The sequence below is a fragment of the Streptomyces speibonae genome, assembly GCF_984686075.1.
Genome location: NZ_OZ480260.1, coordinates 308,946 through 335,362 on the forward strand (window position 1 = coordinate 308,946; position 26,417 = coordinate 335,362).

Below are 26,417 nucleotides of genomic sequence, written 5' to 3' on the forward strand. Positions count from 1 at the left end.
TCTGGACGGAACGGCCCCTGCGGGGCGACGCGCCCTGATCGCCGCCGGACCCGGGCGCGGGTTCAAGAGAAGCGCGGGTTCAAGAGGAGAGCGAGATGCGGGCCGTGATGCTCTTGCCGGCCGGCTCCTGCTGTACGTCCAGGGTCTGGGCGACGGCCATCACGATCTCCAGACCGTGCTGGCCCACCCGGCCGGGATCCGCGTCCCGGGGCGACGGCGCCGCGGGATTGCCGTCGTGGACGATCACCTCGACGGCGTCGTCGGCCAGCCGCAGGTCGAGGCCGACGGGGCCCGGCGCGTACTTGCGGGCGTTGGTGACCAGTTCGCTGACCACGAGCTGGGTGACCTCCACCGCGCGCGTCGACACCGGCAGGCCGTCCTCCGCACGCACCCGGCTCAGAAAGGCGGCCGCCAGGTGGCGTGCCTGCGCTATCCAGGCGCCTTCGTCGTCCAGGGCGTAGGACGCCCGCCGCACAGGTGCCCCGGGCACCCCTTCCCCTCCGCCGACAGGTCCTGGTTCCATCCGGTCCGCCTTCACTCACCGATCACACCGCGCGACTACCCGAATCGCTGCCCCGCACGCCCCCGAAGTGTGACAGGTGCCTGTGACACCTCAGCCGGCCAGGTGCCGCTCCATCCAGTCGGCGGCGGTCCGGCGGAACCGACGGCGGTTGTCGGCGCGGCGGAAGTCGTGGCCCTCGTGACGCAGCAGCAGGAGTTCGGCCTCCAGCCCGCGTTCCCTGGCGGCCCGCACGAACTGCTCGGACTCGCCCGGGGGCACGTTGGTGTCGTGCTCGCCGTGCACGGCGAGGACCGGGGCCCGCAGCGCGTCGATGCGGCTCATCGGGGACAGCGCCCGCAGCAATTCCCGGTCGTGTTCCGGATGTCCGTACTTGTGGGCGGCGGACTGCGCGATCCAGGGTTCGGTCCCGGCGAAGAAGGAGGCGAAGTCCGACATGCCGCACACCGCCACCCCGGTGCGGAACAGGTCCGGGTGCCACACCAGCGACGCCATCACCAGGTAGCCGCCGTAGGAGCGGCCCATCACGGCCATCCGCCAGGGGTCCGCGAGGCCGCGCACCATCACGTGCGCGGCGCAGTCCGCGACGTCGTTGATCGCGTCGAAGCGGCCCGCGCCCAGGTCCGCGTCGACGAAGGTGCGTCCGTACCCGGACGATCCGCGTACGTCGGGCGCGAAGACGTCCAGTCCCCTGCCGAGGAGCTCGAGGTAGAGCGGTTCGAGCACCGGGCGTTCCTGTTCCTCCGGGCCGCCGTGCAGGTGCAGGACGCACGGTGCCGGTTCGCCGGGCGAGCGGCCGGGGGCCCGGTAGTACCAGCCGCCGAGGGTGAGTCCGTCGCGGGCGACGGGGCTCATCGGCGTGGGGCGCACGGGTGTGCGGCCGGGCGGGAAGGCGTCCTCGTCGCGCGAGGACCAGGGGGTGCGCAGGGGCTGTCCGTGCGGCAGCCACCACACGCCGGGGTGGCGGCGCGATCCGGACAGCGCGACGAGGGGGGCGTCGGGGTCGGCGGTGGGGGCGATGCGGGTGACCACTTCGTGGGGGAGGTCGACGGTGCGGGCGACGCCGGCCGAGGCGGGCCGGAACGACGCGAGGCCGGCCGGCCCCTCGGCGTGCCGGGCGGGTGTCAGCCCGGCGGTCTCCAGCTCGCTGACCCCGCGCACGTTCCACGCGAGGACCGCGCGCCGACCGTCCCGGCCCAGGGCCAGCAGCTCCAGGCCGCAGTCGGGGCGCTGGGCGGCGACCGTGGTGCCGAGCAGATGTCCCCGCGGGTCGAGGTGCGCGGCGACGAGGGCGGCGTGCTCCCGCCCGCCGTCGCTGCGCAGCCACACGGTGCCGGCGTCGGGCGAGAAGCCGCCGATCCACGGGTCGCCGTCGGCGACCGGCAGGGCGCAGGCGACCGTCCGGTCGCCGGTGCGCAGTACGAGGGCCTCCCTGCGGCCACGGGGGCCGCGGTAGACCAGGGCGAGCCGGCCGTCCCGGCTGAGGTCGCACACCCGCTGGTTGGCGGCGCCGCGTTCGCTGGCCAGCAGCACGGGGGCGGCCGCGCCCTCGGGGTCGACGAGATACGCCGACAGGGCGCGCGGTTCCGGCTCCTCCTGGGACACGCCGCGGTCGCCGTCGGCCCAGGGGGGCTCGTGCCGCGGCGCGCCGGGGTCCAGCAGGACGCCGCGGCCGTCGCGGTGCGCCCGCAGGGGCGTGGAGACGCCCGCGGCGCCGGGGTGCGCGGCGAACGGCAGCCCGGCCGGGGCGGAGTCGGTGACGGTCACGGCGAGGGCCGAGCCGTCGTGCTGCCAGCATCCCAGGCGTGCGGAGGTGCCGGGTTCGCCGCCGGCCAGCAGGTGCCGTCCGGTGCCGTCGGGGCGCACGCACAGCACGCGGGTGAGTTCGCCGCCGTCCGGTGCCACCGTGTAGGCGATCCAGCGTCCGTCGGGGGACCAGGACACCTCCGTGACGGGGTCCGGGTCGGCGTCGAGCCGGCGCACCTCCTCGCCGTCGACCGGGCCGGTCCACAGCTGCGGCACCCCGGCCCGGTCGCAGATGAAGGCGACGTACCGGCCGCCCGGGTCCGCCGAGGGGTACCAGCAGCCGTGGACGGCCGGGGGCGGCACGTCGTACGGGGTGGCGGTGTCGGCGAGCAGCCGTTGTTCCGGGGAGGGCAGCTCCCGGGTGGCGGCGTCGGTGCGGGTCTCCATGCCGGTCAGCGGATTCCGTGGGTCTGCAGCCATGTCTCCAGCAGTGCCATCTGCCACAGGGTGTTCGCCCCTCGCCTGGTGCGGTGCGCGTTGGGTGCGGCGAGCAGGGCGCTGACGCGGTCCTCGCGGAAGACGCCGCGGGCCCTGGCCTCGGGGGCGGTGAGGGTCTCGCGGACGCGCTGGAGGACGGGCCCGGCCATGTGCTTGATGGCCGGTACGGGGAAGTAGCCCTTGGGCCGGTCGACGACCTGGCGCGGCAGGACCCGGCGGGCGGCGGCCTTGAGGACGCCCTTGCCGCCGTCCGCGAGCTTGAGCTCGGGCGGGCAGGCGGCGGCCAGTTCGACCAGTTCGTGGTCGAGGAACGGCACCCTGGCCTCCAGGCCCCAGTCCATCGTCATGTTGTCGACGCGCTTGACGGGGTCGTCGACCATCATCACGAGCGTGTCGAGGCGCAGGTCGGCGTCGAGGGCCGTCTCGGCGCCCTCGGCGGCCATGTGGGCGCGGACGAACGCGGCGGAGGTGTCGGCGGCGGGCAGGAAGCCGGGGTGGAGCAGGGAGGCGAGCTCGGTGTGCGAGCGGTCGAAGTAGGTGTCGATGTACGCCTCGGCGGCCTGCGGCCGCGGCACGTCCGCCATCCGCCGGTACCAGTGGTAGCCGGCGAAGACCTCGTCGGCCCCCTGACCGCTCTGGACGACCTTGACCTCCTTGGCCACCTGCTCCGACAGCAGGTGGAAGGCGACCACGTCGTGGCTCATCATGGGCTCGCTCATGGCGCGGACCGCACCGTCGAGGGCGCCGGCGACCCGGTCGGAGGGGACCATCAGCTGGTGGTGGCGGGTGTCGAAGTGCCGGGCCACGAGGTCGGAGTAGTGGAACTCGTCGCCGTCCTCGTCGCCCTCGGACTCGAAGCCGACGCTGAAGGTGGCGAGGTCCGGCTGGCCCTCGTCGGCCAGCAGCGCCACGATCAGGCTGGAGTCCAGGCCGCCCGAGAGCAGCACCCCGACCGGCACGTCGGCGACCATGCGGCGCCGTACGGCGGTGCGCAGGGCGTCCAGCACGGCGTCCGTCCAGTCGTCGGCGGACAGGCCGGCGTACTCGGGGCGGCGGGTGTGGACGGGGTTCCAGTAGATGTGGTCGCGGTGGCTGCCGTCGGGCCGCACGACCCGTACCGTGGCCGGGGGGAGTTTGCGCACGCCGTGCAGCACGGTGCGGGGCGCGGCGACGGTGGCGTGCCAGCTGAAGTACTGGTGCAGGGCGACGGGGTCCAGCGAGGTGTCGACGCCGCCGGCCGCGAGCAGAGCGGGCAGGGAGGAGGCGAACCTCAGGCGTTCGGCGGTGCCGGAGAGGTAGAGCGGCTTGATGCCGAGCCGGTCGCGGGCCAGGACCACCCGTCCGGTGTCCTGTTCGACGATCACGAAGGCGAACATGCCGAGGAAGCGCCGGACGCAGTCGGTGCCCCACTGCTGGTACGCCTTGAGCACGACCTCGGTGTCGGAGTGCGAGAAGAAGCGGTGGCCGAGGGCGTGCAGTTCGTCGCGGAGTTCGCGGTAGTTGTAGACGCAGCCGTTGAAGACGCCGGCGAGCCGCGCGGCGGGGTCGGTCATGGGCTGTGCGCCGCTGTCCGACAGGTCGATGATCTTCAGTCTGCGGTGGCCGAAGGCCACCGGTCCCTGGGACCACAGTCCGCGTCCGTCGGGGCCGCGCGGCGCGAGCCGGTCGGTCATGCGCTGCACGGCCGCGATGTCCGGCTGCCCGCCGTCGAAGCGGACCTCTCCGCTGAGACCGCACATCAGTGGGCCCTCCTTTCCCTCGGGTCCGCTCGGTGGTCCGGGACCTCGGGCGGCAGCGGGGAGGCGTGCGTGGTACTGGACATGGCGGGGAGACTCCTTGGTCAGGGGTGGTCCGGTCTGAGGCGCACCGGCCTGAGGTGCACCGGCTTGAGGTGCACCGGCTTGAGGTGCACCGGCTTGAGGTGCACCGGTCAGGTTCGGTCCGGTCGGGGGTGGTCCGGGAATCGCGCATGGGGCCGGCCTGTGGCGGGTCGGGATCAGCCGGGCGTGCCCGGCGCCGGGGCCGAGTGGACGTGGGCCCGGGCGGCCCTGCCCGCACCGGGCGCGCGGGCCGGGCGCCGGCGGCGGGCGGCGCGGGAGGCGAGGCGATCGCCGCGGGTCTCGGCGGCCAGCAGGTCGGTGACGGCGAGCAGGTCCTCCTCCCGGGCGGCCCGCCGCAGCCGCCGCGCGGCGCTGCCGGCCGCGAGCGCCTCACCGAGGAGCGTACGCACGGCGGTGAAGTCGCCGGAGGCCTCCAGGGCGGGGCGCAGCCGTCGCAGCATCCCGCGCAGCACCACCGGGGCCGGGGCCCCGCGGCGGGTGGCCGGATCGACGAGGCGGCCCTCGATGCCGGAGCGCGCGGCGCGCCAGGCGGCGGCGCGCAGCCACTCGTGGTGTCCGTCGCATCCGGGTTCCGCGCCGTGCTCCAGACGGCCGAGGGCGTCGCGCACCAGTGCCCGGAACAGTCCGGCGACCAGCACCACGGTCTCGGTGCGCGGGCAGGCGTCGCAGATGCGCAGTTCGAGTGTGCGCTGGTGGGCCGACGGCCGTACGTCGTGGTAGAGCATCCCGGTGTCGCTGATGACGCCGGAATCGATCAGCTCCGCCATGGCCGCGTCGTACTCGGCGGCGCTCCCGTAGCAGCCGGCGGGACCCGCGGTCGGCCACCGCTGCCAGAGCATGGTGCGCCAGCTCGCGTATCCGGTGTCGGCCCCGAGCCAGAAGGGGGAACTGGCCGTCAGGGCCAGCAGGGGCGGCAGCCAGGGCGAGACCAGACACATGGCCCGCACCGCGCTGTCCCGGTCGGGTACGTCGACGTGTATCTGGGCGCTGCAGATGAGCTGCTCGTCGGCGACCCGGCGGTAGTCGTCGGCCATCCGCCGGAAGCGGGGGTCCGCGGTGACCGCGCGGGTAGTGACGCTGGCCAGCGGGACGGTTCCGGCGGCCACGACGGCCAGGCCGAGGCGGGCGGCGGCCGCGTCCAGCCGGCGCCGGGTGGCGGACAGGTCCGCGAAGAGACCCTCCAGCGTGTCGTGGACGCGGCTGTTGCTCTCCACGGCCGTCTGCTGCAGTTCACGGCCGAAGCCCGGTTCGCCGAGCCCGTCCAGCAGCGTCCCGGCGCGTGGCACGAGCCGTCCGCTTTCCACGTCCACGACATGGAACTCTTCCTCTGCTCCGATACGCACCGTCACCGCTGGTCCCCTTGCCGTCGTCCTGTGCCGTACCGGGGGCCCGGAGGCCACCGGCGGCGAATCGGCACATTCCGGGTGCCCAGGATGCGGGGCGGGCAATCGGAACCGGAGGTCACTCCGGCCGGGCTGCGGGTGCGCCGCCGGTCCTGGCCTCCAGGGCGTGCAGGACGGCCACCATGTCCTCGCCGCCATGGCCGCCCGCCACGGTCTCCTCGAACAGGGCGTGGCAGACGTCGAGGAGCGGGGATGCCGTGCCGGACGTGCGGGCGGCCTCCGCGATCAGGCGGTTGTTCTTCAGTACGTCGGTGGCCGCGGCCTGGACCGTGAAGTCGCGGGAGAGCAGCTTGGGCGCCTTCATGCGGGAGACGGCGCTGGCCATCGGGCCGGCGTCCAGGACGTCGAGGAAGCGGCGGCGGTCGAGTCCGTGCCGGCCGGCGAAGTGGAACGCCTCGGTGAGGCCGGTGACCTGGGTGATCAGGAACAGGTTCACGGCGAGCTTCATCAGCAGGGCGCCCGGGACCGGGCCGCAGTCGAACGTCTCGCGGCACATCGGGGCGAGCAGCGGCCGCACCTCCGCCACGGCACCGTCGTCGCCGGCCAGCATCGCGACGAGTCGGCCCTGTTCGGCGGGGACGCGGGAACCGGACACCGGGGCCTCGACGTAGGCCCCGCCCGCGGCGCGGACCGCGTCGGCCAGGGCGGCCGAGTACTCCGGCGAGACCGTGCCCATGTGGACGACGGTGCGCCCGGCGACGCGGGCGGCGAAGTCCGGGGTGCCGCGGGCGAGGATCGCGTCGACGGCCGCCTCGTCGGCGGGCATGAGGATCACGACGCGGGCCCGGCCGAAGACCTCCGCCGCGCCGGCGGCCACCTCGGCCCCGGCGTCCCGCAGGGGTGCGCACCGGTCGGGGGTGCGGTTCCACACGACGAGGGGGGTGCCGGCGCGGGCGAGGTTGAGCGCCATGGGCCGGCCCATGACTCCGAGTCCGATGAATCCCACGTGCACGACGCACCGCCGTTTCCGGGCGCTCGGCTCACCCCGCCGCCCATGCCCCCCGCCGCCTATGACCGCTGTCATAGTAGCGGCCGTCATGACGACGGTCATAGGGTGAGGGCGGCAGGAACCACGCGGACGGGAGGCCGGGGATGACGGTGTCCGGACGGGGACCCCGGGAGCGGATGGTCTTCAGTGCGGCCCAGCTGATCCGGCGCGGCGGCGTGGGCGCCACGGGGATGCGGGACGTGGCCGACCACGCGCGGGCGCCGCGCGGGTCGCTCCAGCACTACTTCCCGGGCGGCAAGGAACAGCTCGTCGACGAGGCGGTGGGCTGGGCGGGCCGGTACGCCGCCGGCCGCGTCGCCCGCTTCATGGCCGCGCTGCCCGAGCCGACGCCCGGCGCGCTGTTCGACCGGATGGTCCGCCAGTGGACCGACGAGTACGAGCACGACGGCTTCGGCGGCGGCTGCCCGGTGGCCGCCGCCACGGTGGACCGCGCGGCGTCCGGCGAGTCGACGCGCGGGGCCGCGTCCGCCGCCTTCGCCGAGTGGACCGGCGCGGTGGCCCGGGCCCTGGCGGACATGGGCGTTCCCGCGGCCCGCTGCGAGGCCCTCGCCACCCTCATGATCGGCTCCCTCGAAGGAGCGATCCTCATCGCCCGCGCCGAGCGGAGCGTGCGCGCCCTGACGACGGTGTCCCGGGAGCTGGGCCCCGTCCTGGACGCGGCCGCCACGGCCCCCGCCCGCGAACGCGGATCGGGGGCGCACAACGGGGGCGCCACCGCCGAGTGACGCCCCTTCATTAGAGTGAGCGACCAGTATCCGGCCTTTCACGGACAGTGAGGTAACCACACACTATGCCGACCGAAACGTTTGAGTTCCAGGTAGAGGCGCGTCAGCTGCTCCAGCTGATGATCCACTCCGTCTACTCGAACAAGGACGTCTTCCTCCGCGAGCTCGTCTCCAACGCCTCCGACGCGCTCGACAAGCTGCGGCTGGCCGCGCTGCGGGACGACACGCTCGACGCCGACGTCTCCGATCTGCACATCGAGCTGGAGACCGACAAGGACGCCCGGACCCTCACCGTGCGGGACAACGGCATCGGCATGTCGTACGACGAGGTGGGGCAGCTCATCGGCACCATCGCCAACTCGGGCACCGCGGAGTTCCTGCGGGAACTGAAGGAGGCGCAGGACGGCGCCGGGGCCGAGGGTCTGATCGGCCAGTTCGGCGTCGGCTTCTACTCGGGCTTCATGGTCGCCGACGAGGTCACCCTGGTCACCCGGCGCGCGGGAGAGTCCCAGGGCACCCGCTGGTCGTCGCGCGGCGAGGGCACGTACACGCTGGAGAAGGCCGACGACGCGCCGCAGGGCACCTCGGTCACACTGCACCTCAAGCCGGCCGACCCCGACAACCAGCTCCACGACTACACCTCGGTGTGGAAGATCAAGGAGATCGTCAAGCGCTACTCGGACTTCATCACCTGGCCGATCCGGCTGGTCGGCGAGGACGGCGAGGCCGCCGAGCCGGAGACGCTGAACTCGATGAAGGCGCTGTGGGCGCGCTCCCGCGACGAGGTGTCGGAGGAGGAGTACCACGAGCTGTACAAGCACATCGGCCACGACTGGCGCGAACCGCTGGAGACCATCCAGCTCCAGGCCGAGGGCACCTTCGAGTACCAGGCCCTGCTGTTCCTGCCGTCGCACGCCCCGCACGACCTGTTCCAGCGCGACTTCAGGCACGGGCTGCAGCTCTATGTGAAGCGCGTCTTCATCATGGACGACTGCGAGGCGCTGCTGCCGTCGTACCTGCGCTTCGTCAAGGGTGTGGTCGACGCGCAGGACCTCTCGCTGAACGTCTCGCGCGAGATCCTCCAGCAGGACCGGCACATCCGGATGATGCAGCGCCGGCTGACCAAGAAGGTGCTGTCGTCGGTCAAGAGCATGATGGCCGACGACGCCGAGCGGTATGCCACGTTCTGGCGGGAGTTCGGCGCCGTGCTGAAGGAGGGGCTGGTCACCGACGCCGACAACCGTGACGCCCTGCTGGCGGTGGCGTCGTTCGCGAGCACGGCCGAGGAGGACAGAACGGTCACCCTGGCGCAGTACGTGGAGCGGATGCGGGAGGGCCAGGAGGACATCTATTACATCACCGGCGAGTCCCGCGCGAGCATCGACAGCTCCCCGCACATGGAGGCGTTCCGGGAGCGGGGCATCGAGGTGCTGCTGCTCACCGACCCCGTCGACGAGGTGTGGGTCGACGCCGTGGGCGAGTACGAGGGCAAGCGGCTGCGGTCGATCGCCAAGGGCGAGATCGACCTCGACGCCCGCGCGGACGAGAAGAGCGAGGACGACCGGGAGGCGCAGGCCGAGGCGTACGCGGGGCTGCTGGGCTGGATGCGGGAGCGCCTGGAGGAGGACGTCAAGGAGGTGCGTCTGTCGACGCGGCTGACGGTGTCCCCGGCGTGTCTGGTGGCTGACGCGAACGATCTCACGCCGGCGCTGGAGAACATGTACCGGGCCATGGGCCAGGAGGTGCCGCGCACCAAGCGGATCCTCGAGCTCAACCCGGATCACGCGCTGGTGAAGGGCCTCAACGAGGCGTACGGGGAGCGCGAGGACCGCTCGGAGCTCACCGACACCGCGGAACTGCTGTACTCACTGGCCGTGCTGGCGGAGGGCGGCCGGCCCAAGGACCCGGCGCGCTTCGTGCAGCTGATGGCGGACCGGCTGGAGCGCACCCTGTGAGGTGACGGCGCGAGGTGGCGGCGAGCCCGCCCGGGGTCAGACCCGGGCGGGCTCGGCGGGAGCCGGCCTGCGGGCGGTCTCCCGCAGGCGGCGGCCCCGGCGGGTGAGACCCCAGGGCTTGAGGACCGAGATCACCGTCATGAAGACATAGGCGGTGAGGGAGACGATCGGTCCCATGAGGACGTCGGCGCCGTCGGGCAGGGGGTGCCCGGCGGACACTGCCTCCGCGGCCTCGCCCACTCCCGGCCGCAGCGCGAAGGCCGTGGCGGTGACCGTGGCGAGGGTCAGCCAGAACTTCGTCCACACCCAGCGGTGCCTGGCCAGTCCCCAGACCGTGCCCAGGGACAGGACGAGGCCGCTGAGGAGCGTCAGGAAGGCGATCGGCAGCAGGAGCCAGTCGGCGAAGAGCTTCATGGCCCGGACGGACGCCTCCACCATGGCCGGGTCCCCGGTGGTGTTCGCGGTGAGGCCCAGTGCGAGCAGCCCGACGGTGAGTCCGAGCCAGCCGGCGGAGGCGGTGACATGGATGACGAGGAAAGCCCGGCGTGCGGGTCGGCTGAGTTTCACGCGACCCACGGTGCCGGGCCCGGGCGGTGCGGACATCTGACGGCGGGAGTAACCCCGTGTACTCATGTCGGCGTACGCGGCGGGGGCCGGTGGGCTTCCGGCCACATGGGGTGCGTGCCGACGGCCGGGGGCGGGCACATGTGAGCGGTGACTTCTCCTGACGTTCTGTTCACCCTGCTCGGTGCCGGCGCGCTGCTCGCGGCCGTGCTGCCCCGCCTGGTGGCCCGCGTACCGCTGTCGCTGCCGTTGGTGTTCCTGGTCTGCGGAGTGGCCCTGCAACTGCTGCCGTTGCCGGTCCCGGAGCTGGATCCCGTGGCGGACCGGGTCTGGGTGGAGCATGCCACGGAGATCTGCGTGGTCGTCTCCCTCATGGGTGCCGGACTCGCCCTGAACCGGCCCTTCGGCTGGCGGAGCTGGCGGGCCACCTGGCGGCAGCTGGGCGTCACCATGCCGCTGACGATGGCGGCGGTGGGCGCGCTCGCCTGGGGTGTGCTGGGCTGGGCGCCGGCCGCCGCACTGCTGCTGGCGGCGGTGCTGGCGCCGACGGATCCGGTGCTCGCCTCGGAGGTGCGGGTAGGCGCGCCCACGGATTCCGAGCACGACGAGGACGAGGTGCGCTTCGCGCTGACCAGCGAGGCCGGGCTGAACGACGGGCTGGCCTTTCCCTTCGTCCTGGCCGCCGTCGCACTCGCGGCCGCCGCGGGCGGGGTGACGGCCGGAGGGATCGCCCGCTGGGCCCTGGTCGACCTGCTGTTCAAGTGCGCGGTGGGTGTGGGCGCGGGGCTCGCGGTCGGCGCTCTGCTGGGCTGGCTGTTCTTCCGGGCGGAGTGGCGGGCGATGCGGCTGTCGGAGCACCGCGAGGGGTTCGTCGCCATCGGCGCCACGCTCCTCGCCTACGGGGTGACGGAACTACTGCACGGCTACGGTTTCGTCGCGGTGTTCGTCACCGCCTGCCGCATCCGCGCGGCGGAGCGGGCGCACGGCTTCCACGGGGTGCTGCACGACTTCGTGGAGCAGGTGGAACGGCTGCTGACCGCCGTCCTGCTGTTCCTGCTCGGGGCGTTCGTCGCCCAGGGCGGACTGGGGCCGCTGACCTGGCAGGGGGCGCTGGTGGGGGTGCTGCTGCTGGTGGCGATCCGGCCGCTGGCGGGGTGGGTGGCCCAGGTCGGTACGCCCGCCGGCCCGCGGGAGCGCCTGGTGATCGCCTTCTTCGGGATCCGCGGCATCGGCTCGCTGTTCTATCTGGCCCACGCGCTCGGCTCCCGCTCCCCCGGTTTCGACGTCCCGGCCGAACAGGCGTGGGCGGTGGTGACGTTCACGGTGCTGGCGTCCGTCATCCTGCACGGCGTGACCGCCACTCCCGTCATCTCCCGCCTCGACCTCCTCCGGCTGCGCAGAGCGAGGTCGGGCGGCCGGGGAACGGCCCCGGACGAGGCCACGGTGGCGGGCGAACGGCTCTGATCACGGACGTCGTCGTACGGTCATGGCCGCGACCAGAAGTCCGCGAAGCCCTGCGCCCAGGTCCGCGCCTTCTGGATCTGGTCGTCGGTGATCCCGACTCCCGGCCCGGGGTCGTTCATGACGTTGTCCGGCAGGGTGCTGTGCGTCTGGGAGCCGGTGATCAGATGGCCGATCTCATGGGCGATGGTGGCGAACTTGTCCGACGCGCCGGCGGCCACGCCGATGGCACCGGTGCCGATGAGGGCCTGGCCGACCTGCGGCGCGTCCGGCGGTGCGATGCGGTGCATGAAGATCACCTTCATCACCGGCTTGTCGGAGATGTGCTGCGGATGGCCGGACAGGGCGTCGCTGTTCTCCCGCAGGCGCCTGTCGTCCTTCCCCTCTCCGGGCACGGGGGCGGCATGCACGTTGTCCGTTTTGATGTCGAGGTAATTGACCAGCCGGAACCTGATGCGGGCCTTGCCCCACACACTGTCGGGCGAGACCCAGCCGAGGTGGGTGTAGAGACCTTCGTTGTCGAGAGTGGGCCAGTACTCCCATGCGCGCTCGGCCGATTTGAGCTCGCCGGTACTCCCGTCGACGCTCCGGAAGTTGGCGGTCGGGCTGACGACGGGGACCTGGTCCCACAGTGCCATCTGACCGGCCGCCGAAATGTTCGCCACGGGTATCCGGTCGGAGAAGAAGCGCGCGACCTCCACGGGGACGAGGAGCACGTCCGGGTCGAGTGCGATGCGCGCCGTCTCACGCCGGTTGGCGGCGAACCCGTTCTTGGGGGCCTCGACCAGCAACGTGACGTCGACCGGGCGGTATCCGACGCGGATGCGGGACAACAGGGTGACCTCGGCACCGGTCGTGCTGCTGAACGTGCCCGGTGCGGCGGGCCAGGCATGGGCGCCCTCGCTCAGGGAACCGGCCCGGACGGGCATCGAACCGGCATCCGCTTCGCCGCCGCTGACGGAGAGCCGGGCATCCCCGTTGGTGAACCGCCAGTTGTTCTCCTTCCGGAACACTTCTTGCGGCACCGTGCCGTTCGCCCACTCCGCCCGCACGTCGACCAGGTTGCTCCTGACCTCGACCTGAGGATTGTCCGTGTCGACCAGGGTCACCCGTCCTGGACTTTCACGGTGCCTTCCACCATCAGCGCGAGCGTGCGCAGCGGGGGCGGTTGCGGGACGTCCAGCGGCTTCAGCAGGGACGCGAAGGCCTTCTCCTCCCGCGCGTAACGGTTGTTGAAGCCCTCGAGGACCGCGGCCTCCAGAACGGCGGGATCGACGTCCTCCGGACGGCGGGGCGACGGATTCCCGGGCGAGTGCTCGTAATTGAAGACGATGACGTCCAGGAAGACCGGGCGCTCGAGCTTGTGACCGTCGAGCCGCTTGAGCAAGGCCGCCGCGATGTGCGGGTACGGCGTGAACTCCGCGTTGCCCAGGAAATCGACCATCACGGATTCCGGGATGCTGAAGTCCACCCCTGCCTTGCCGAGGGCGAGGAGCGTGGCTCCGGGATCGGTGTCGTTGGGCATGACGGTCACCCTTGATATCCGGGTTACTCCGGATATCGATCGTCTCATGGAGTGAAAGGGGGTGCGAGCCGGCAGGGGGTGGTGGGAGGGGCAGCGGATGCCCTCGAAGTGCGCCGACGTCAGGTGCGGTGGAGTGTGGGGATCATGCCGCGGAAGGACACGCGCAAGGCGCCGAAGGATGCGCAAGGCGGCGGGTACGACGAGGTGGAGGCCGTGCTCGACGAGCTCTACGCGCTGCCGCCGTCCGAGTTCGTCGCCCGGCGCGAGGAGCGGGCCGCGGCCGCGCGGACGGCGCGGCGGGCCGGTGACGCGCGCCGGATTCACGCCGCCCGCCGGCCCACCCTCGCGGCCTGGGCGGTGAATCTGCTCCGGCGCTCCCTGCCCGACGAGGCGGAGCGGTTCCTGGAGCTGGGACGGGCGCTGCGCGAGGCTCAGGCCACCCTGGACGCGAGCGGGCTGAGGGAGCTGTCGGTCCAGCGGCGGCGTATCGTCTCCGAGCTCTCCCGGCAGGCGGCCGGTCTGGCCCGGGAGGCGGGGCATCCACTGTCGGACGCGGTCCAGCGGGACGTGGAGACGACCCTGCGGGCCGTGCTCGCCGATCCGGAGGCGGCAGAAGTCTGGGCCACCGGGCGGGTGGAGAGCGCGCTCGCCCCGCCGTCGGGGTTTCCCGCGGGCGGGGACACCGCGCCGGCAACGGCGCGGAAGACGGCACCGGCGCGTGAGAAGGAGCGCACGCCGGCTGGTACGCCGTCGGCGTCGGCGCGGCGGAAGGACGAACTGGCGCAACGGCGCGCGGAGCGCCAGGAGCGGCTGGCCAGGGCGCGGGAGGCGGCGCGGACGGCCGAGGAACGGCTGCGCGACCGGAGCGCTGAGCAGGAGGAGGCCGATGTCTCGCTCCGGCGCGCGCGGGAGCGGCGCGAGGGGGCCGAGGAGCGGGTGTCCGCACTGGAGGAGCAACTGCGTCAGGAGCGCGCCGAGATGGAGCAGGCGCGGCGCGAGGAGCGGGAGGCGGAGAAGCGGCAGCGGTCCGCCGCCGGTGCCGTCGACCGTGCCCGGCGGGCGGCGGACGACGCCGCGAAGGAGGTGGAGCGGGCGGGAAAGGGCGTGCGCTGACCCTGGGTCACGCGGGCGGGGCGGGGTGACGGACACCTCTGCGGCCGGGAGAAATTGAGACGGTCATTGGCATAGACCTGACACTCACGGCTCGCTAAGCTCTGCTCGACTCGCCTTCGAGAGCGCTCTCACAGTGCGGTTGTTCCACCCCCACCTTGCTGGAACGACGAAGGGCAACCTTCCATGAGACGCACCGGACTCGCGCGTGCCTGCGTGGCCGCCCTGTTCATGATCGGCAGCTGGACCGCGGCCGGCGCCCTGCCCGCCTCGGCACAGGACGCCCCCGACTCCCCCACCGCCCGCGGCGCCGACTCCGCCCCCGCCTCCTCCGCCCTGCTGGACGCCATGCAGCGGGACTTCGGCCTCACCCGCGCCGAGGCCGAGGACCGGCTGGCCGCAGAACGCGCCGCGACCGACCTCGCGCCCGAGGCGCGCAGAACGGCCGGATCCGCCTACGGCGGCGCCTGGTTCGACGCCAGGAGCGAGAAACTGACCGTCGCCGTCACCGACGGCGCCGACGCCTCCACGGTCCGCGCCCTGCGCGCGTCCGGCGCCACCGTCCGCACCGTCGAGCACACCGCCAAGCAGCTCGACGCGGCCAAGTCCCGCATCGACCGCCTCGACGCGCCCTCCGGCGTCAACAGCTGGTCCGTGGACCCGGCCACCAACTCGGTCGTGGTGAACGTCGTCGACGCCCAGCGGGCTGACAACGATGTCCGCAGCTTCGTCACCAAGGCCCGCGAGGCCGGCCCCGTCACCGTGCGCACCGTGGCGGACCAGGCGCAGACCTTCGCCGCCGGAACCGTCGGCGGCGACCCCTACTACACCGGCAACGTCCGCTGCTCCATAGGCTTCTCGGTGCACGGCGGCTTCGTCACCGCCGGGCACTGCGGCGGGGTCGGACAGCAGGTCAGGGGCTGGGACGGCTCGTACATCGGCAACTTCCAGGGCTCCTCGTTCCCGGGCAACGACTACGCCTGGGTCAACGTGGGCAGCGGCTGGTGGACCGTGCCGGTGGTGCTCGGCTGGGGCACCGTGTCGGACCAGCTCGTGCGCGGCTCCGCCGAGGCGCCGATCGGTGCGTCGATCTGCCGTTCCGGGTCCACGACCCACTGGCACTGCGGCAGGGTCCTGGCCAAGAACGAGACCGTCAACTACCGCGAGGGCTCGGTGCACCAGATGACGAAGACCAGCGTCTGCGCCGAGGGGGGTGACTCGGGCGGCTCGTACATCAGCGGCGACCAGGCCCAGGGCGTCACCTCCGGAGGCTGGGGCAACTGCTCCAGCGGAGGCGAGACCTGGTTCCAGCCGGTCAACGAGATCCTCAACCGCTACGGACTGACCCTGCACACGGCCTGACGGTCCGACACTCCCCCAGCGGGCCCCGCCGGACGACCGGCGGGGCCCGTTCCCGTGCGCACGGCCCTCACGCGAGCAAGAGTTACCGGTCCGTAACTTACTCACGGGTTACCGGCGGTAAACAAGCGCTGTTAGTTTCACGTTTCATCTTCCGGAGCAGAGCGAGGAGTGAGCCGTGAGCCGTATCAGCAGCGTGCTGACCACCGTGGTCGCCACGACCGCCTGTGTGTGCGTGTCCGCGCCGCCCGCCGCCGCGAGCGGCCCCGTGGTCTCACGGGGCGTCACCATCCCCGTCTTCTACACACCGCCCGCCGAACTGCCCGCGGGCAACGGCGTACTGGTCCGGCACGAGCCGCTGCGTCTCGGGCTGAGCCTGCCCGGCCCGGGCGGCCGCTCCCTGCCGGGAACCGCGACCCGCCTGATGTACACCTCCACGGACTCCGACGGACGGCCGGTGGCCGTCACCGGCGCCTACATCGAGCCCTCCGCCCGATGGAAGGGCGCCGGCCCCCGCCCCCTGGTGGTGGTCGGCTCCGGCACCATGGGCCAGGGCGACCAGTGCGCCCCCTCGCTCGCCCTGGAGCACCCCCTGACCCTCAACGGCCGCACGGTGTCCCTCGGATACGAGGCACTGGCCGTCCACCGGCTGCTCGCCACCGGAGCGGCCGTCGTCGTCACCGACTACGTCGGCCTCGGCGCGACCGACCGGCTCCACACGTACGTCAACCGCCTCGACCAGGGGCACGCCATGCTGGACGCCGCCCGCGTCGCGCGCTCGGTCCCGGGAGCCTCCGTCACGGACGCCTCCCGCGTGGCCATGTACGGATACAGCCAGGGCGGTGGGGCCAGCGCGTCGGCGGCCGAGCTCCACCGCGTCTACGCCCCCGAGGTCCCGCTCGTCGGCACCTACAGCGGGGCGCCGCCGGCCGATCTGACGGCGGTCATGAAGGGCATCGACGGCAGCGCCCTGGCCGGCGCGCTGGCCTGGTCGATCAACGGCTTCGCCCAGTCCGAGCCCGAACTGCGCCGGGTCGTCGACGCGAACATCAACGCCGCCGGACGTGCCGCGCTGAAGGACATCTCCACCGCCTGCGTCGGGGACGCGATTCTCGGTCACGGCTTCACAAAGAGCACCAAGTGGACCATGAGCGGCAAGTCCGTCGCCGCGATCATCGCCGGCGAGCCCGCCGCCCAGGCCGTCCTCGACAAGCAGCGCCTCGGCACGATGAAGCCCACCGGACCGGTCCGGCTGGCCACCGGCGTCCAGGACGACATCGTCCCGCACCGGCAGGCGCGCCAACTCGCCGTGGACTGGTGCGCCAAGGGCGGCGACGTCACCTACAAGGCCGTACGGCTGCCCAATCTGGGCGACAAGCTCCTCACCAACCACCTGGCGCCCCTGCTGACCGACCAGGGCGACGCGGTGCGCTGGCTGGCCGACCGGCTCAAGGGCGAACCGGCGCGCTCCAACTGCCGCTCCGTGCCCGCCGGGAGCTGACCCACGGGCCATGCGACGAGCCCCGTCCCGACGGATCGGGACGGGGCTCGCGAAAGAGCGCCGGGCAGGCCTTGCACCTGCATCTCCCCGCAGGAAGCGGGGCGTCTTTCCTTGGACCACCAACGCACGGCCCGGCTCGGGGAGTTCCCCTCGCCTCAACGTGGAACAACCGTAGCGGTGATCGACTCACTTGTCACATCGGTCATACGGGCGCGCCGCTGAGCGCGCCCTCCGACGCTCCCGCGAAGTTCTTCTCCACCTGCGCCTTCTCCGCCGCGCCGGGGTTCGCGTCGGTGCACGAGGTTCCGGCGCTGGCGCCCGACATCAGGCTGGAGCAGGGGCCGGGCTTGCGGTCCGGCAGACCGAGCATGTGACCGAGTTCGTGGGCCGCGATGCGGACCGTGGAGTGGCCCTGGGCGACCGCCTGGCGGCCGATGTAGACCGTGCCTCTGCCCAGGGATTCGGGGAGGGAACGCGGCCAGCCGTCGTCCGCCACGACCTGGATGTCGGCGCGCTCGCCCGAGGCGGCCGGGCGCAGCTCGACACCGTCCACGCTCGCGTTCCAGATCGCCGCTCCCCGGTCCACCGCGGAGCGGAACTCCGCCGCCGCCCTGGCGTCGTAGGTGAGCACCCGGGCGGCCGTCACCTGGGGCTGGACGGCGCGGGCGGAGGGGACGGCCGCGGCCGGGACGGGTCCGGTCAGGGCGGGGACGGACAGCACCAGGGCCGCGGCCAGGCCCCCGGTCAGCGTACGGATGCGCATGGTCGACCTCCTGCGGGATTCAGAAGCGGTGCTGCTGAATTCCATGGAAGGGATCGGTTGGACTTCGCGATCGGCCGGAGGCACTGTGGGCAAGGATCAACACCATCCCACGGGACACCCCCGCTCGCATCACCGGAGACCACCCGATGAACCACATCGCCCATCCCGAGCGCTACGACGGCACCATGCGCTACCGGCGCACCGGCCGCTCGGGGCTCGACCTCCCCCTGCTGTCCCTGGGGTACTGGCACAACTTCGGCGACGACCGGTCCTTCGAGACACAGCGCGAGATCGCCCTGCGCGCCTTCGACCTGGGCATCACCCACCACGACCTGGCCAACAACTACGGCCCGCCCTACGGTGCGGCGGAGATCAACTTCGGCCGGCTGATGAAGCAGGACCTGGCACCGTACCGAGACGAGCTGGTGATCTCCACCAAGGCCGGCTGGGACATGTGGCCCGGCCCCTACGGCCAGGGCGGCGGCTCCCGCAAGTACATGCTGGCCTCACTGGACCAGTCCCTGAAGCGCATGGGGCTGGAGTACGTCGACATCTTCTACTCGCACCGGCTCGACACCACCACGCCGCTCGAGGAGACCATGGGCGCCCTGGACACCGCCGTCCGCCAGGGCAAGGCGCTCTACGTCGGCATCTCCTCCTACGACGCCGAGCGCACCCGGCAGGCCGCGGCCATCCTGCGTGACCTCGGCACCCCGCTGCTCATCCACCAGCCGTCGTACAACATGCTGAACCGCTGGATCGAGACGGACGGCCTGCTGGACGTGGCCCAGGAGGAGGGCTTCGGGGTCATCGGGTTCACGGCGCTCGCGCAGGGGCTGCTGACCGGGCGCTATCTGGACGGCGTTCCGCAGGGCTCCCGGGCCGCGGCCGGCACGTCCTTCGACCCCGCCTGGCTGACGGACGACATGCGGCACCGGCTGCGCGCACTGAACGACATCGCGGCCCGGCGCGGGCAGAGCCTCGCCCAGATGGCGCTGGCCTGGGCGCTGCGCGACCCGCGGGTCACCTCGCTGGTCATGGGCGCCTCCCGCGTCGAACAACTGGAGCAGAACGTGGCCGCCCTCGAGAACCTCGGCTTCACCGCCGAGGAGCTGGCCGAGATCGACAAGTACGCCACGGAGGGCGGCGTCGACCTGTGGCGCGAGGCCCGGATGGGCACGATGGGCTGAGCCCGCGGCGGCCGCCACGAGGTGTGCGCGGCCGCGGAAGGGGAACTGCGGTGCGGTGAGCCGCGCCGGCGAGGCGCGGAGGACCCCGGCCCCTCGGACGGTCGTATGCAGACCTTCATGCCGTACCCCGACTTCCACGCGTCGGCGCTGGTGCTCGACCGGCGCCGGCTCGGCAAGCAGCGGGTGGAGGCGCTCCAGGTGCTGCGCGGGCTGATCGTGCCGGGCTACGGATGGCGCCGTCATCCGGCGGTGCGCATGTGGACCGGCTACGAGGAGGCCCTGGTGCGGTATGGCCTCGAGGTCTGCCGGGTCTGGCGCGAGAGGGGCCATCAGGACAGCTGTGCGGCCACCCTCGTCGCCGACCTGGCCGGTGTCCGGCCGGGGGCTCCGGTGCGCGGCCAGCGGGCGCTGGCCGAGGCGGGCGAGCTGCCGCCCTGGCTCGGGGACGAGGCCCTGCACCGCAGCCACCGCTCGGCGCTGGTCCGCAAGGACCCGGCCGTCTACGCGGAGCTCTTCCCCGGGGAGCCGGACGACCTGCCGTACGTGTGGCCGTCGTCCGACCGGGACCCGGAGGCCGTCGCCGACTGACGGCACGCGGCCGGGGGCCGTCCGTCACCGTGCGGACAGGTACTCCTCCACTCCCTCTGCCGCGTGCGCGTCCTCCGCGTTCACCACGCCGCCGACCGCCTTGGCGTCGGGCTTGAGCACATACGTCTCGACGCTCGCGGGGCGGTCGACGTCGGAGAAGTTCTGCGGGGTGCCGAGGCCGGTGTCGGCGTTCGTCTGCGCGCGGTGTGCTTTGACGACGTCCTCGCGGGTGAGGCCGCCCGCCTCGCAGGCCGCCTTCAGATCGGCGCCCATGAGCTGGGCGGCGTTGTACCCCGACAGCACGCCGGAGTCGACCGGCGACTTGGGGTACTTCTTCTGGTACGACGCCACCATGCGCCGCACACCGGGCAGGTCGGAGCTGACCGCCGGCGCGGCGCTCACGATGTTCAGCATGGCCGCGAGCGCCGGCGCCGCGGGGGTCTTCATCAGCTGGGGTGCGAAGCCAGGGGCGCTGCTGACGACGGGGACCTTGAGGCCGCGGGAGGCCGCGACGCCGACCAGGGAGGCCGTCTGCGCGGGTCCGGCGCTGATCAGAACGGCCTTCACGCCCTCCTTGCGCAGGGCCGAGACCTGGGCCGACAGGTCGGTGTCCGTGGCCTGGATCTTCTGTCCGGCCACCTTCAGACCGGCCTGCCCGGCCGCCCACTCGGAGCCTTCCAGCGCGTTGGCCCCGTAGTCGCCCTCGAAGTAGACGTGGCCGATGGTGTCGCCCTTCTTCAGGCCCTTGGTGCGGGTGAGGAACTCGACCGCGGCGATCATGTCGACGTCATAGGTGGTGCCGAGCACCTGGATGGCGTCCTTGCCGAGCAGGGAGGCCGCCCAGGCCTGCGGGAAGGTGAGCACCGTGTCGCGTTCGATGTCGTCGAGCAGAGCCGCGACCACGGGTGAGCCGATGACCTGGGGCAACGCCACGACGTCGGGGGTGATGTCGGCGTAGGCGGTGACCGCCTTCTGTACGTCGTAGCCGTGGTCCTTGACGACGATCTCGACCGTGCGGTCGCAGATGCCGCCGTCGGCGTTGACCTCGTCGGCCCACATCTGCTGGGCCTGAACGATGCTCTTGCCGAGCGTGGCGTAGGGGCCGGTGAGGTCGGTGAGCGCGCCGAGTCTGATGGTGTCGGCATCGACGCCGGGCCCGGTGCGCAGGCCGTCGGCAGCCTTGCCGCTGTCGTCGCCGCCCTCCGCCTTGGAGCTGCATCCGGTGGCCGCGAGCAGCAGGGCGAGGGCGCCGGCGAGAACGGCCTGGGCGGTGCGGTGCCGGTTGCGGTGCGTGGTGTTCACGGGGTGTGCTCCTTGGGTCGTGCGGGTGCGGCGGGCTGCGAAGACGCGGGGACGGCGGTGTCCGGGGCGGAGGTGCGGGTGCGGTGGCGCCGTACGCGGTCCCGGGTCCGGCGGGCCAGGCCGTGCAGGCCGTCGGGCGCGTACAGCAGGACGAGGACGATCGCCGCGCCGTAGAGGTAGCGGGCCGCCTCAGTGGGTCCCACGGTGCCCTCGGCGGAGCCGGGGGCGGTGACCAGGGGGAGCTGGTCGGCGTAGCGGGTCATCAGCAGGGGCAGCGCGGTGACGAACACGGCGCCGGCGACGGCTCCGGAGACGGAACCGAGGCCGCCGATGACGATCATGGCGAGGTAGTCCACGGACAGGGCGAGGGAGAAGTAGTCCGGTACGACGCGGCGGAAGGCGAGCGCCAGCAGCACTCCCGCGAGACCGGCGTACATCGACGACACCACGAAGGCCGCGGAACGGTGCCTGGCGACGTCGACGCCCATCACGGCGGCTGCCGTCTCGCTGTCCCGCAGGGCGGCGAGCGCCCGTCCGGGGCGTCCGCGCAGCAGGCCGCGGGCGGTGAACCAGGTGAAGGCGAACAGGGCCAGACCCAGGAACCACAGCCGTTCCTCCGCGCCGAACGGCACGCCGAGGACGGTCAGTTCGGGGTCGCTCTCCGCGAAGGTGAATCCGCCGAGGGTCAGCGGGGGCACGGAACGGCCGTTGAAGCCGCCCGTGACGGAGTCGGCGGTCAGCAGGACGTGGTGGCCGAGGAAGACCAGGGCGAGGGTCGCGATGCCAAGGTAGATGCCTTTGACCCGGGCGGCGACGGGGCTGAACAGTCCGCCCGCCGTCCCGGCGAGCAGCACCGCGAGCAGGGCCGCGAGGGCCGGGGGGAGTCCCGGTCCGGGTTCGCCCGCGAGCCAGGCGTAGCCGTAGGCGCCGACGGCGAGGAAGAAGGCGTGGCCGAGGGAGAGCTGGCCGGCGGTGCCGCTGAGCAGGGCCAGGCCGACGGCGCCGATGGCCGCGGCCATGGAGAACAGGCCGATGCGCAGCCAGAAGGCGTCCAGGTAGAACGGCGGCAGGCACAGGACGACGGCGAGCAGCAGCAGTGAGGCGCGCCGGCGGGTGAGCGCCGGGAGGGGCCGGTCAGACACGGGCCGCTCCCTTCGCGCCGAACAGCCCGGTGGGCCGGACGAGCAGCACCAGCAGCATGACCGCGTACGGGGCGACGTCGCCGAACCCCTCGCCCAGGACGTGCAGTTCGGACTGGTAGCCGACGACGAGCGCCTCGGTCAGGCCGATGACGAGGCTGCCCGCGAGGGCCCCGGCCGGGGAGGCCAGCCCGCCGAGGATGGCGGCCGGGAAGGCGTTGAGCGCGATCTGGCCGGTGGTGCGCTCCAGGCCCGGCGCGGGGAACGCGGCGAGGAAGACCGCTGCCAGTGCGGCGAGCGCGCCCGCCAGGCACCAGGCGCCCGCGCGGACCCGGCCCAGCCGTACGCCCATGAGCGCGGCGGCCTCCAGGTCCTCGGCCGCCGCCCGCAGGGACAGTCCCCAGGAGGTGAACCGGAACAGTGCGAAGACAGCGGCGATGACCACCGTCGACACCACGATCGCGGCGAGCCGGCTGTCGGCGACGGTCACCGGCCCCAGCTCGGTCACGGAGTCGCCCCACGGGTCGCCGAGCGACAGCAGGTCGCCGCCGATGCGCCGGGCCAGATCGGTGAGCAGGACGATGTCGATGCCGATGGTGACGATGGTCTGGACGTGGGCCGACTGGGCGTCGTGGCCGCCGCGTTGCAGCAGGAAGCGGTCGAGCGCGCCCGCGAGGGCGGCCGTGGTGAGGACCGCCAGGGCGAGCGCCGCGGCGAACCCGAGGTCGTCGTGGAGGACGGCGACGAGGTAGCCGCCGAACAGGAGCAGGGAGCCGTGGGCGAAGTTGAGCACGCCCGAGGCCTTGAAGATCACGACGAAGCCGAGCGCGACGAGCGCGTAGACCGCCCCGAGCGCCAGTCCGCCGAGGACGTTGTCGAGGAATCCGGTCATGCCGCCTCCTCCCCTGCCTCGCCGGTCCCGAGGTAGGCGCGCAGCACCTCGGGGTCCCGGCGGACCTCGTCGGGGGTGCCGTGGGCGATGGGCCGCCCGAAGTCGAGCACGGTGACGTCGTCGGCGAGGCGCATGACGAGGCCCATGTCGTGCTCGACGAGGACGACGGACAGGCCGAGTCCGGCCCGCAGTTCGCCCACGGCCTCGGCGGTGCGGGCGCGTTCGGCGGCGTTCATTCCGGCCACCGGTTCGTCGAGGAGCAGCACCCGCGGCTCCAGGCAGAGGGCGCGGGCGAGTTCGACGCGCTTGCGGTCGCCGTAGGACAGCAGGGCGACGGGGGTGTCGAAGTGCGCGTCCAGCCCGGTGAGTTCGGCGATCTCCCGGGCCCGGGCGAGATGGCCGCGCTGTTCCCGGACGGCGCTCGGCAGGCGCAGGGCGCTGGCGGCGAATCCGGCGCGGGACAGGGCGTGCCGGCCGAGCATGAGGTTGTCGGCGACCGTGCCGTGGGTGGTGACGATGTTCTGGAAGGTGCGGGCCACGCCGAGGGCGGCGATGCGGTGCGGGGCGAGCCGGGTCAGCTCGGTGCCGCCGAGCGTCACCGTGCCCGCGGCCGGGCGGCACAGACCGGACAGCACATTGAAGCAGGTCGACTTGCCGGCTCCGTTGGGTCCGATGAGCGCGTGCACCGAGCCGGGGGCGACGGTGAAGGAGACGCCGTCGAGGGCGGTGAGGCCGGCGAAGCGCACGGTGACGTCCCGTACCTCGAGCACGGGCGGTGCGGTGGTGGTGCGGTCCTTCACGCCGCCCCCTGGTCCTCGGCGGCCTCGCCCAGGTAGAGGCGGCGTACGGCGTCGGTGCGGGCGAGTTCGCCGGCGGGGCCGGACAGGCGGGTCTCGCCGACCTCGAGGACGTACGCGTGGTCGGCGAGGGAGAGCGCCATGCCGGCGTTCTGCTCGACGAGGAGTACGGCGGTGCCCTGGGCGTTGATCTCTTGGATCACGCCGGCGATCCGGGACACCATCCGCGGGGCGAGGCCGAGGGAGGGCTCGTCGAGGAGCAGCAGGCGGGGGGCGGCCATCAGGGCGCGGCCGATGGCGAGCATCTGCTGCTCGCCGCCGGAGAGCAGACCGGCGGCCTGATGGGTGCGTTCGGCCAGGCGCGGGAAGAGCGCGAAGACCCGGTCGCGGGCCTCCTGCACCTGGGCGCGTCCGCGCCGGCCGAGACCGAGTCCGCCGGAGCGGAGGTTCTCGTCGACCGAGAGTCCGGCGAACACTCGTCGTCCCTCAGGGACCTGGACGACTCCGGCGCGTACCGCCGCGACGGGGTCCTTGCCGTCGAGCGCCGTCCCGCCGTAGCGGATGCGGCCGGCCGTGAGCGCGCCGCGGTGCAGGCGCAGGGTGCCGGAGACGGCCCGCAGGAGGGTCGTCTTGCCGGCGCCGTTGGCGCCGAGCAGTGCCACGACGCCGCCGGGCGGCACGGTCAGGGACACGGAACGCAGGGCGGACAGCGCGCGGCCATAGGTGACGTCGACGTTCTCGACGTACAGCGCGGGCGGGCCGTCCGGTGGTGCTTCGGGCATCACGGCTCCTCGGGGCCGGGCGCCGCCGCTCGGGGCGGCGTCGGCTTCGGGGGAAGGGGTGCTCACGACAGCACGGGGGTGGAGGGGCGGTACAGGTTTCGGCATCCGTACGCTGCGGCGTACCAACGGGGGTGGGTGGGGGTTGTGCGTGTGCCCAGGCGCTTGCCGCTGGGGGTGCGGGTGGGGTGGCTGGGCGCCGGAGCCTTCGCTCGAGCGGGGGGACCCCATCGCCCTGGGGGCACCTCCCAGGCCCTTGAGGCACTGGGGGAGGCACGGCTGGGCGCGGCTGCGCGAGGGAGGGGTGCGGGCGTGGGTGTCGGCGGCTACTGGTGGGGCTGGTGCCCGCTCGGCCGGCTGTGGCTTCGGAGGGTGTGGGCCGTCAGGGCGAGGGTTACTTCCACCAGGTCGGAGGGGCGGGAGAGGGAGCGGGCGGTGAGTTGTTCGTAGCGGCGCAGGCGGTTGAGGACGGTGTTGCGGTGGCAGTACAGGCGCCGGGCCGCCCGCTGGGCCGAGCCGTCACAGGCCAGCCACGTGGCCAGGGTGTCCAGCAGGACCTCCGCGTCGCCGGGTTCGAGATGGGCGAGCGGGCCGAGGAGCCGCTCGGTCAGCGCGGCGCCGAGTTCCGGGCTCGACGCGACCAGCGCCGCCGGGAGGTGCTCGGTGAGCCGGACCGTACCGCCCGACTCGGGGGTGAGTTCCAGCGCGGTGTCCGCGAGGCGCCGGGCCTCCCCCACGGCGGCCATTCCGTCGACCGCGCTGCTGACGCCCACCCGGGCCCCGGGTGCCTGCTCCTCCGGCACGATCGGCTCCTCGTCGTCCTCGATCAGGACGATGCCGTAATCGGCGTCCACCCCGCTGTGCCAGTGCACGCGCACACCCGGGGCCAGGGCCGCCTGTGCGCCCGGACAACCGGCGAGCCGGCCGCCGGCGGCCGCGACGACCACGTACCGCCCGTGCTCGGGCAGGCCCAGCGCCTGCGCCGCCTCGGGCAGGTCGGCGATCCTGCTCGTGCCGTCCAGCAGCGCCGCGGCCAGCAGACGCACCCTGTTCTCCCTTCGCCACGCCAGCTGCCGCTCGGTCTGCCGGTAGGCGTCCGCGACGAGGGTGCAGTGCTCGTCGACGAAGTCCCACACGTCGGACGCGACGTGCACCAGCAGCCGTACGTCCTCGGGCGCCGTCCGGGACGTCTCGTCGACCAGGCCCTGCCACACCAGTGAGCCGCCCAGCCGGAAGGCGTGCAGCAGCGCGTCCAGCGGGAGTCCCTGTTCGGCGCGGGTGGCGCCGATCCTCCAGGAGCAGCGGCGCGCCGCGTCCCGGGCGCCGCGCGGGTCGAGCAGGGAGGTGATGCTGTACCGCAGCGACCGGTGCGCCTCCTGCCAGGTGGCCGTGGCATCGCCGTCCGTCGCGGACCGGTAGGCGGGTTCCCGCTCCTGGAGCGCGGCGACCAGCCGGTCGGTGAGCTGGGGCAGGTCGTCCAGCAGGACACGGGCGGCCCGGTGCAGCACGCGGAGCGCGTCGGCGTCGATCAGCGACCGCCCCCGCGGTGTCCGCGGACGGGGAGCGGGCGTGGGCCCGGGGCGCAGCAGGGTTCGGGGCCGTACGGCGTGTTGCATCGCGATCTCCCCCAGGGTCGGGCTTCCCGGCGGTGCCCGCGCGGCGGTCCCCGTGGCGGCGCCGGGCCGGCCGGGGAGCCCGTGGGCCGACCGCCACCGGACTCGTCCTGCCCCGAAGGATGACATACCGTCCG

Annotated in this window: 23 protein-coding genes; 8 read left to right on the forward strand and 15 right to left on the reverse strand. The window is 73.2% G+C overall.

The genetic code is table 11. The features are described from left to right. Nucleotides 1-79 precede the first annotated feature (79 nt). The 5 genes from AC5L3C_RS01290 to AC5L3C_RS01310 form a co-directional block, all read right to left on the reverse strand. Entirely contained in the window at nucleotides 80-523 is a 444-nt protein-coding gene (locus AC5L3C_RS01290; RefSeq protein WP_493646387.1) for an ATP-binding protein, read from the reverse strand. A 90-nt stretch (nucleotides 524-613) separates the two neighbouring features. After that, on the reverse strand, nucleotides 614-2,713 hold the full coding sequence (locus tag AC5L3C_RS01295; protein ID WP_493653711.1) for a prolyl oligopeptidase family serine peptidase: 2,100 nt from the start codon (nucleotides 2,711-2,713) through the stop codon (nucleotides 614-616). A 5-nt stretch (nucleotides 2,714-2,718) separates the two neighbouring features. After that, nucleotides 2,719-4,503 carry an N-acetylglutaminylglutamine amidotransferase gene (locus AC5L3C_RS01300; protein ID WP_493646388.1) on the reverse strand — a complete coding sequence of 595 codons (1,785 nt, stop codon included), beginning with the start codon at nucleotides 4,501-4,503 and terminating at the stop codon, nucleotides 2,719-2,721. Nucleotides 4,504-4,760: 257 nt separating this feature from the next. Then, on the reverse strand, nucleotides 4,761-5,954 hold the full coding sequence (locus tag AC5L3C_RS01305) for a carboxylate-amine ligase (RefSeq protein ID WP_493646389.1): 1,194 nt from the start codon (nucleotides 5,952-5,954) through the stop codon (nucleotides 4,761-4,763). A 112-nt stretch (nucleotides 5,955-6,066) separates the two neighbouring features. Next, complete coding sequence (locus AC5L3C_RS01310; protein WP_493646390.1) at nucleotides 6,067-6,960, reverse strand: NAD(P)-dependent oxidoreductase; 894 nt, start codon at nucleotides 6,958-6,960, stop codon at nucleotides 6,067-6,069. Nucleotides 6,961-7,100: 140 nt separating this feature from the next. On the opposite strand from AC5L3C_RS01310, the gene AC5L3C_RS01315 reads away from it, so the two are divergent. Together AC5L3C_RS01315 and htpG are read left to right on the forward strand one after the other, a co-directional pair. Then, nucleotides 7,101-7,742: a TetR/AcrR family transcriptional regulator gene (locus AC5L3C_RS01315; protein WP_493646391.1), complete on the forward strand. Its 642-nt coding sequence runs from the start codon at nucleotides 7,101-7,103 to the stop codon at nucleotides 7,740-7,742. 65 nt (nucleotides 7,743-7,807) lie between these two features. Then, on the forward strand, nucleotides 7,808-9,697 hold the full coding sequence (htpG, locus tag AC5L3C_RS01320; protein ID WP_493646392.1) for a molecular chaperone HtpG: 1,890 nt from the start codon (nucleotides 7,808-7,810) through the stop codon (nucleotides 9,695-9,697). Nucleotides 9,698-9,733: 36 nt separating this feature from the next. Here the strand turns inward: htpG and AC5L3C_RS01325 are convergent, their stop codons facing one another. After that, a complete protein-coding gene (locus AC5L3C_RS01325) occupies nucleotides 9,734-10,300 on the reverse strand; it encodes a DUF2269 family protein (RefSeq protein ID WP_493653712.1) in 567 nt (188 codons plus the stop codon). A 111-nt stretch (nucleotides 10,301-10,411) separates the two neighbouring features. Here AC5L3C_RS01325 and AC5L3C_RS01330 point away from each other — a divergent pair, with 111 nt between their 5' ends. Continuing rightward, a complete protein-coding gene (locus tag AC5L3C_RS01330) occupies nucleotides 10,412-11,725 on the forward strand; it encodes a cation:proton antiporter (RefSeq protein WP_493646393.1) in 1,314 nt (437 codons plus the stop codon). A 20-nt stretch (nucleotides 11,726-11,745) separates the two neighbouring features. On the opposite strand, the gene AC5L3C_RS01335 is transcribed toward AC5L3C_RS01330, so the two are convergent. Then, nucleotides 11,746-12,831: a hypothetical protein gene (locus AC5L3C_RS01335; protein WP_493646394.1), complete on the reverse strand. Its 1,086-nt coding sequence runs from the start codon at nucleotides 12,829-12,831 to the stop codon at nucleotides 11,746-11,748. Beyond that, nucleotides 12,828-13,247, reverse strand: coding sequence for a hypothetical protein (locus AC5L3C_RS01340; protein ID WP_493646395.1), 420 nt, complete (start codon nucleotides 13,245-13,247; stop codon nucleotides 12,828-12,830). Before AC5L3C_RS01340 ends, AC5L3C_RS01335 begins: the two co-directional genes overlap by 4 nt. Before the next feature lie 144 nt (nucleotides 13,248-13,391). On the opposite strand from AC5L3C_RS01340, the gene AC5L3C_RS01345 reads away from it, so the two are divergent. From AC5L3C_RS01345 to AC5L3C_RS01355, 3 genes are all read left to right on the forward strand, one after another. Beyond that, a complete protein-coding gene (locus AC5L3C_RS01345; protein WP_493646396.1) occupies nucleotides 13,392-14,360 on the forward strand; it encodes a hypothetical protein in 969 nt (322 codons plus the stop codon). 183 nt (nucleotides 14,361-14,543) lie between these two features. Next, nucleotides 14,544-15,719 carry an alpha-lytic protease prodomain-containing protein gene (locus AC5L3C_RS01350; protein WP_493646397.1) on the forward strand — a complete coding sequence of 392 codons (1,176 nt, stop codon included), beginning with the start codon at nucleotides 14,544-14,546 and terminating at the stop codon, nucleotides 15,717-15,719. Nucleotides 15,720-15,894: 175 nt separating this feature from the next. Further along, complete coding sequence (locus AC5L3C_RS01355; protein ID WP_493646398.1) at nucleotides 15,895-17,217, forward strand: lipase family protein; 1,323 nt, start codon at nucleotides 15,895-15,897, stop codon at nucleotides 17,215-17,217. A 202-nt stretch (nucleotides 17,218-17,419) separates the two neighbouring features. On the opposite strand, the gene AC5L3C_RS01360 is transcribed toward AC5L3C_RS01355, so the two are convergent. Continuing rightward, complete coding sequence (locus AC5L3C_RS01360; protein WP_493646399.1) at nucleotides 17,420-17,980, reverse strand: snapalysin family zinc-dependent metalloprotease; 561 nt, start codon at nucleotides 17,978-17,980, stop codon at nucleotides 17,420-17,422. Nucleotides 17,981-18,126: 146 nt separating this feature from the next. Between AC5L3C_RS01360 and mgrA the strand changes: the two genes are divergently transcribed. Together mgrA and AC5L3C_RS01370 are read left to right on the forward strand one after the other, a co-directional pair. Next, on the forward strand, nucleotides 18,127-19,170 hold the full coding sequence (gene mgrA, locus AC5L3C_RS01365) for an L-glyceraldehyde 3-phosphate reductase (protein ID WP_493646400.1): 1,044 nt from the start codon (nucleotides 18,127-18,129) through the stop codon (nucleotides 19,168-19,170). A gap of 105 nt (nucleotides 19,171-19,275) precedes the next feature. Further along, a complete protein-coding gene (locus tag AC5L3C_RS01370; RefSeq protein ID WP_493646401.1) occupies nucleotides 19,276-19,758 on the forward strand; it encodes an MSMEG_6728 family protein in 483 nt (160 codons plus the stop codon). A 24-nt stretch (nucleotides 19,759-19,782) separates the two neighbouring features. Here AC5L3C_RS01370 and AC5L3C_RS01375 read toward each other — a convergent pair whose 3' ends face one another. The 6 genes from AC5L3C_RS01375 to AC5L3C_RS01400 all read right to left on the reverse strand — a co-directional run bounded on the left by AC5L3C_RS01375 (nucleotide 19,783) and on the right by AC5L3C_RS01400 (nucleotide 26,283). Then, nucleotides 19,783-21,060, reverse strand: coding sequence for an ABC transporter substrate-binding protein (locus tag AC5L3C_RS01375; RefSeq protein WP_493646402.1), 1,278 nt, complete (start codon nucleotides 21,058-21,060; stop codon nucleotides 19,783-19,785). Next, on the reverse strand, nucleotides 21,057-22,202 hold the full coding sequence (locus AC5L3C_RS01380) for a branched-chain amino acid ABC transporter permease (RefSeq protein WP_493646403.1): 1,146 nt from the start codon (nucleotides 22,200-22,202) through the stop codon (nucleotides 21,057-21,059). The genes AC5L3C_RS01375 and AC5L3C_RS01380 overlap by 4 nt, the downstream gene beginning before the upstream one ends. Further along, complete coding sequence (locus AC5L3C_RS01385; RefSeq protein ID WP_493646404.1) at nucleotides 22,195-23,091, reverse strand: branched-chain amino acid ABC transporter permease; 897 nt, start codon at nucleotides 23,089-23,091, stop codon at nucleotides 22,195-22,197. The genes AC5L3C_RS01380 and AC5L3C_RS01385 overlap by 8 nt, the downstream gene beginning before the upstream one ends. Then, a complete protein-coding gene (locus AC5L3C_RS01390; RefSeq protein WP_493646405.1) occupies nucleotides 23,088-23,891 on the reverse strand; it encodes an ABC transporter ATP-binding protein in 804 nt (267 codons plus the stop codon). The genes AC5L3C_RS01385 and AC5L3C_RS01390 overlap by 4 nt, the downstream gene beginning before the upstream one ends. After that, nucleotides 23,888-24,670, reverse strand: coding sequence for an ABC transporter ATP-binding protein (locus AC5L3C_RS01395; RefSeq protein WP_493646406.1), 783 nt, complete (start codon nucleotides 24,668-24,670; stop codon nucleotides 23,888-23,890). The genes AC5L3C_RS01390 and AC5L3C_RS01395 overlap by 4 nt, the downstream gene beginning before the upstream one ends. Nucleotides 24,671-24,993: 323 nt before the next feature. Further along, nucleotides 24,994-26,283, reverse strand: a complete 1,290-nt coding sequence (locus tag AC5L3C_RS01400) for an RsbRD N-terminal domain-containing protein (RefSeq protein ID WP_493646407.1) — start codon at nucleotides 26,281-26,283, stop codon at nucleotides 24,994-24,996. Nucleotides 26,284-26,417 lie beyond the last annotated feature (134 nt).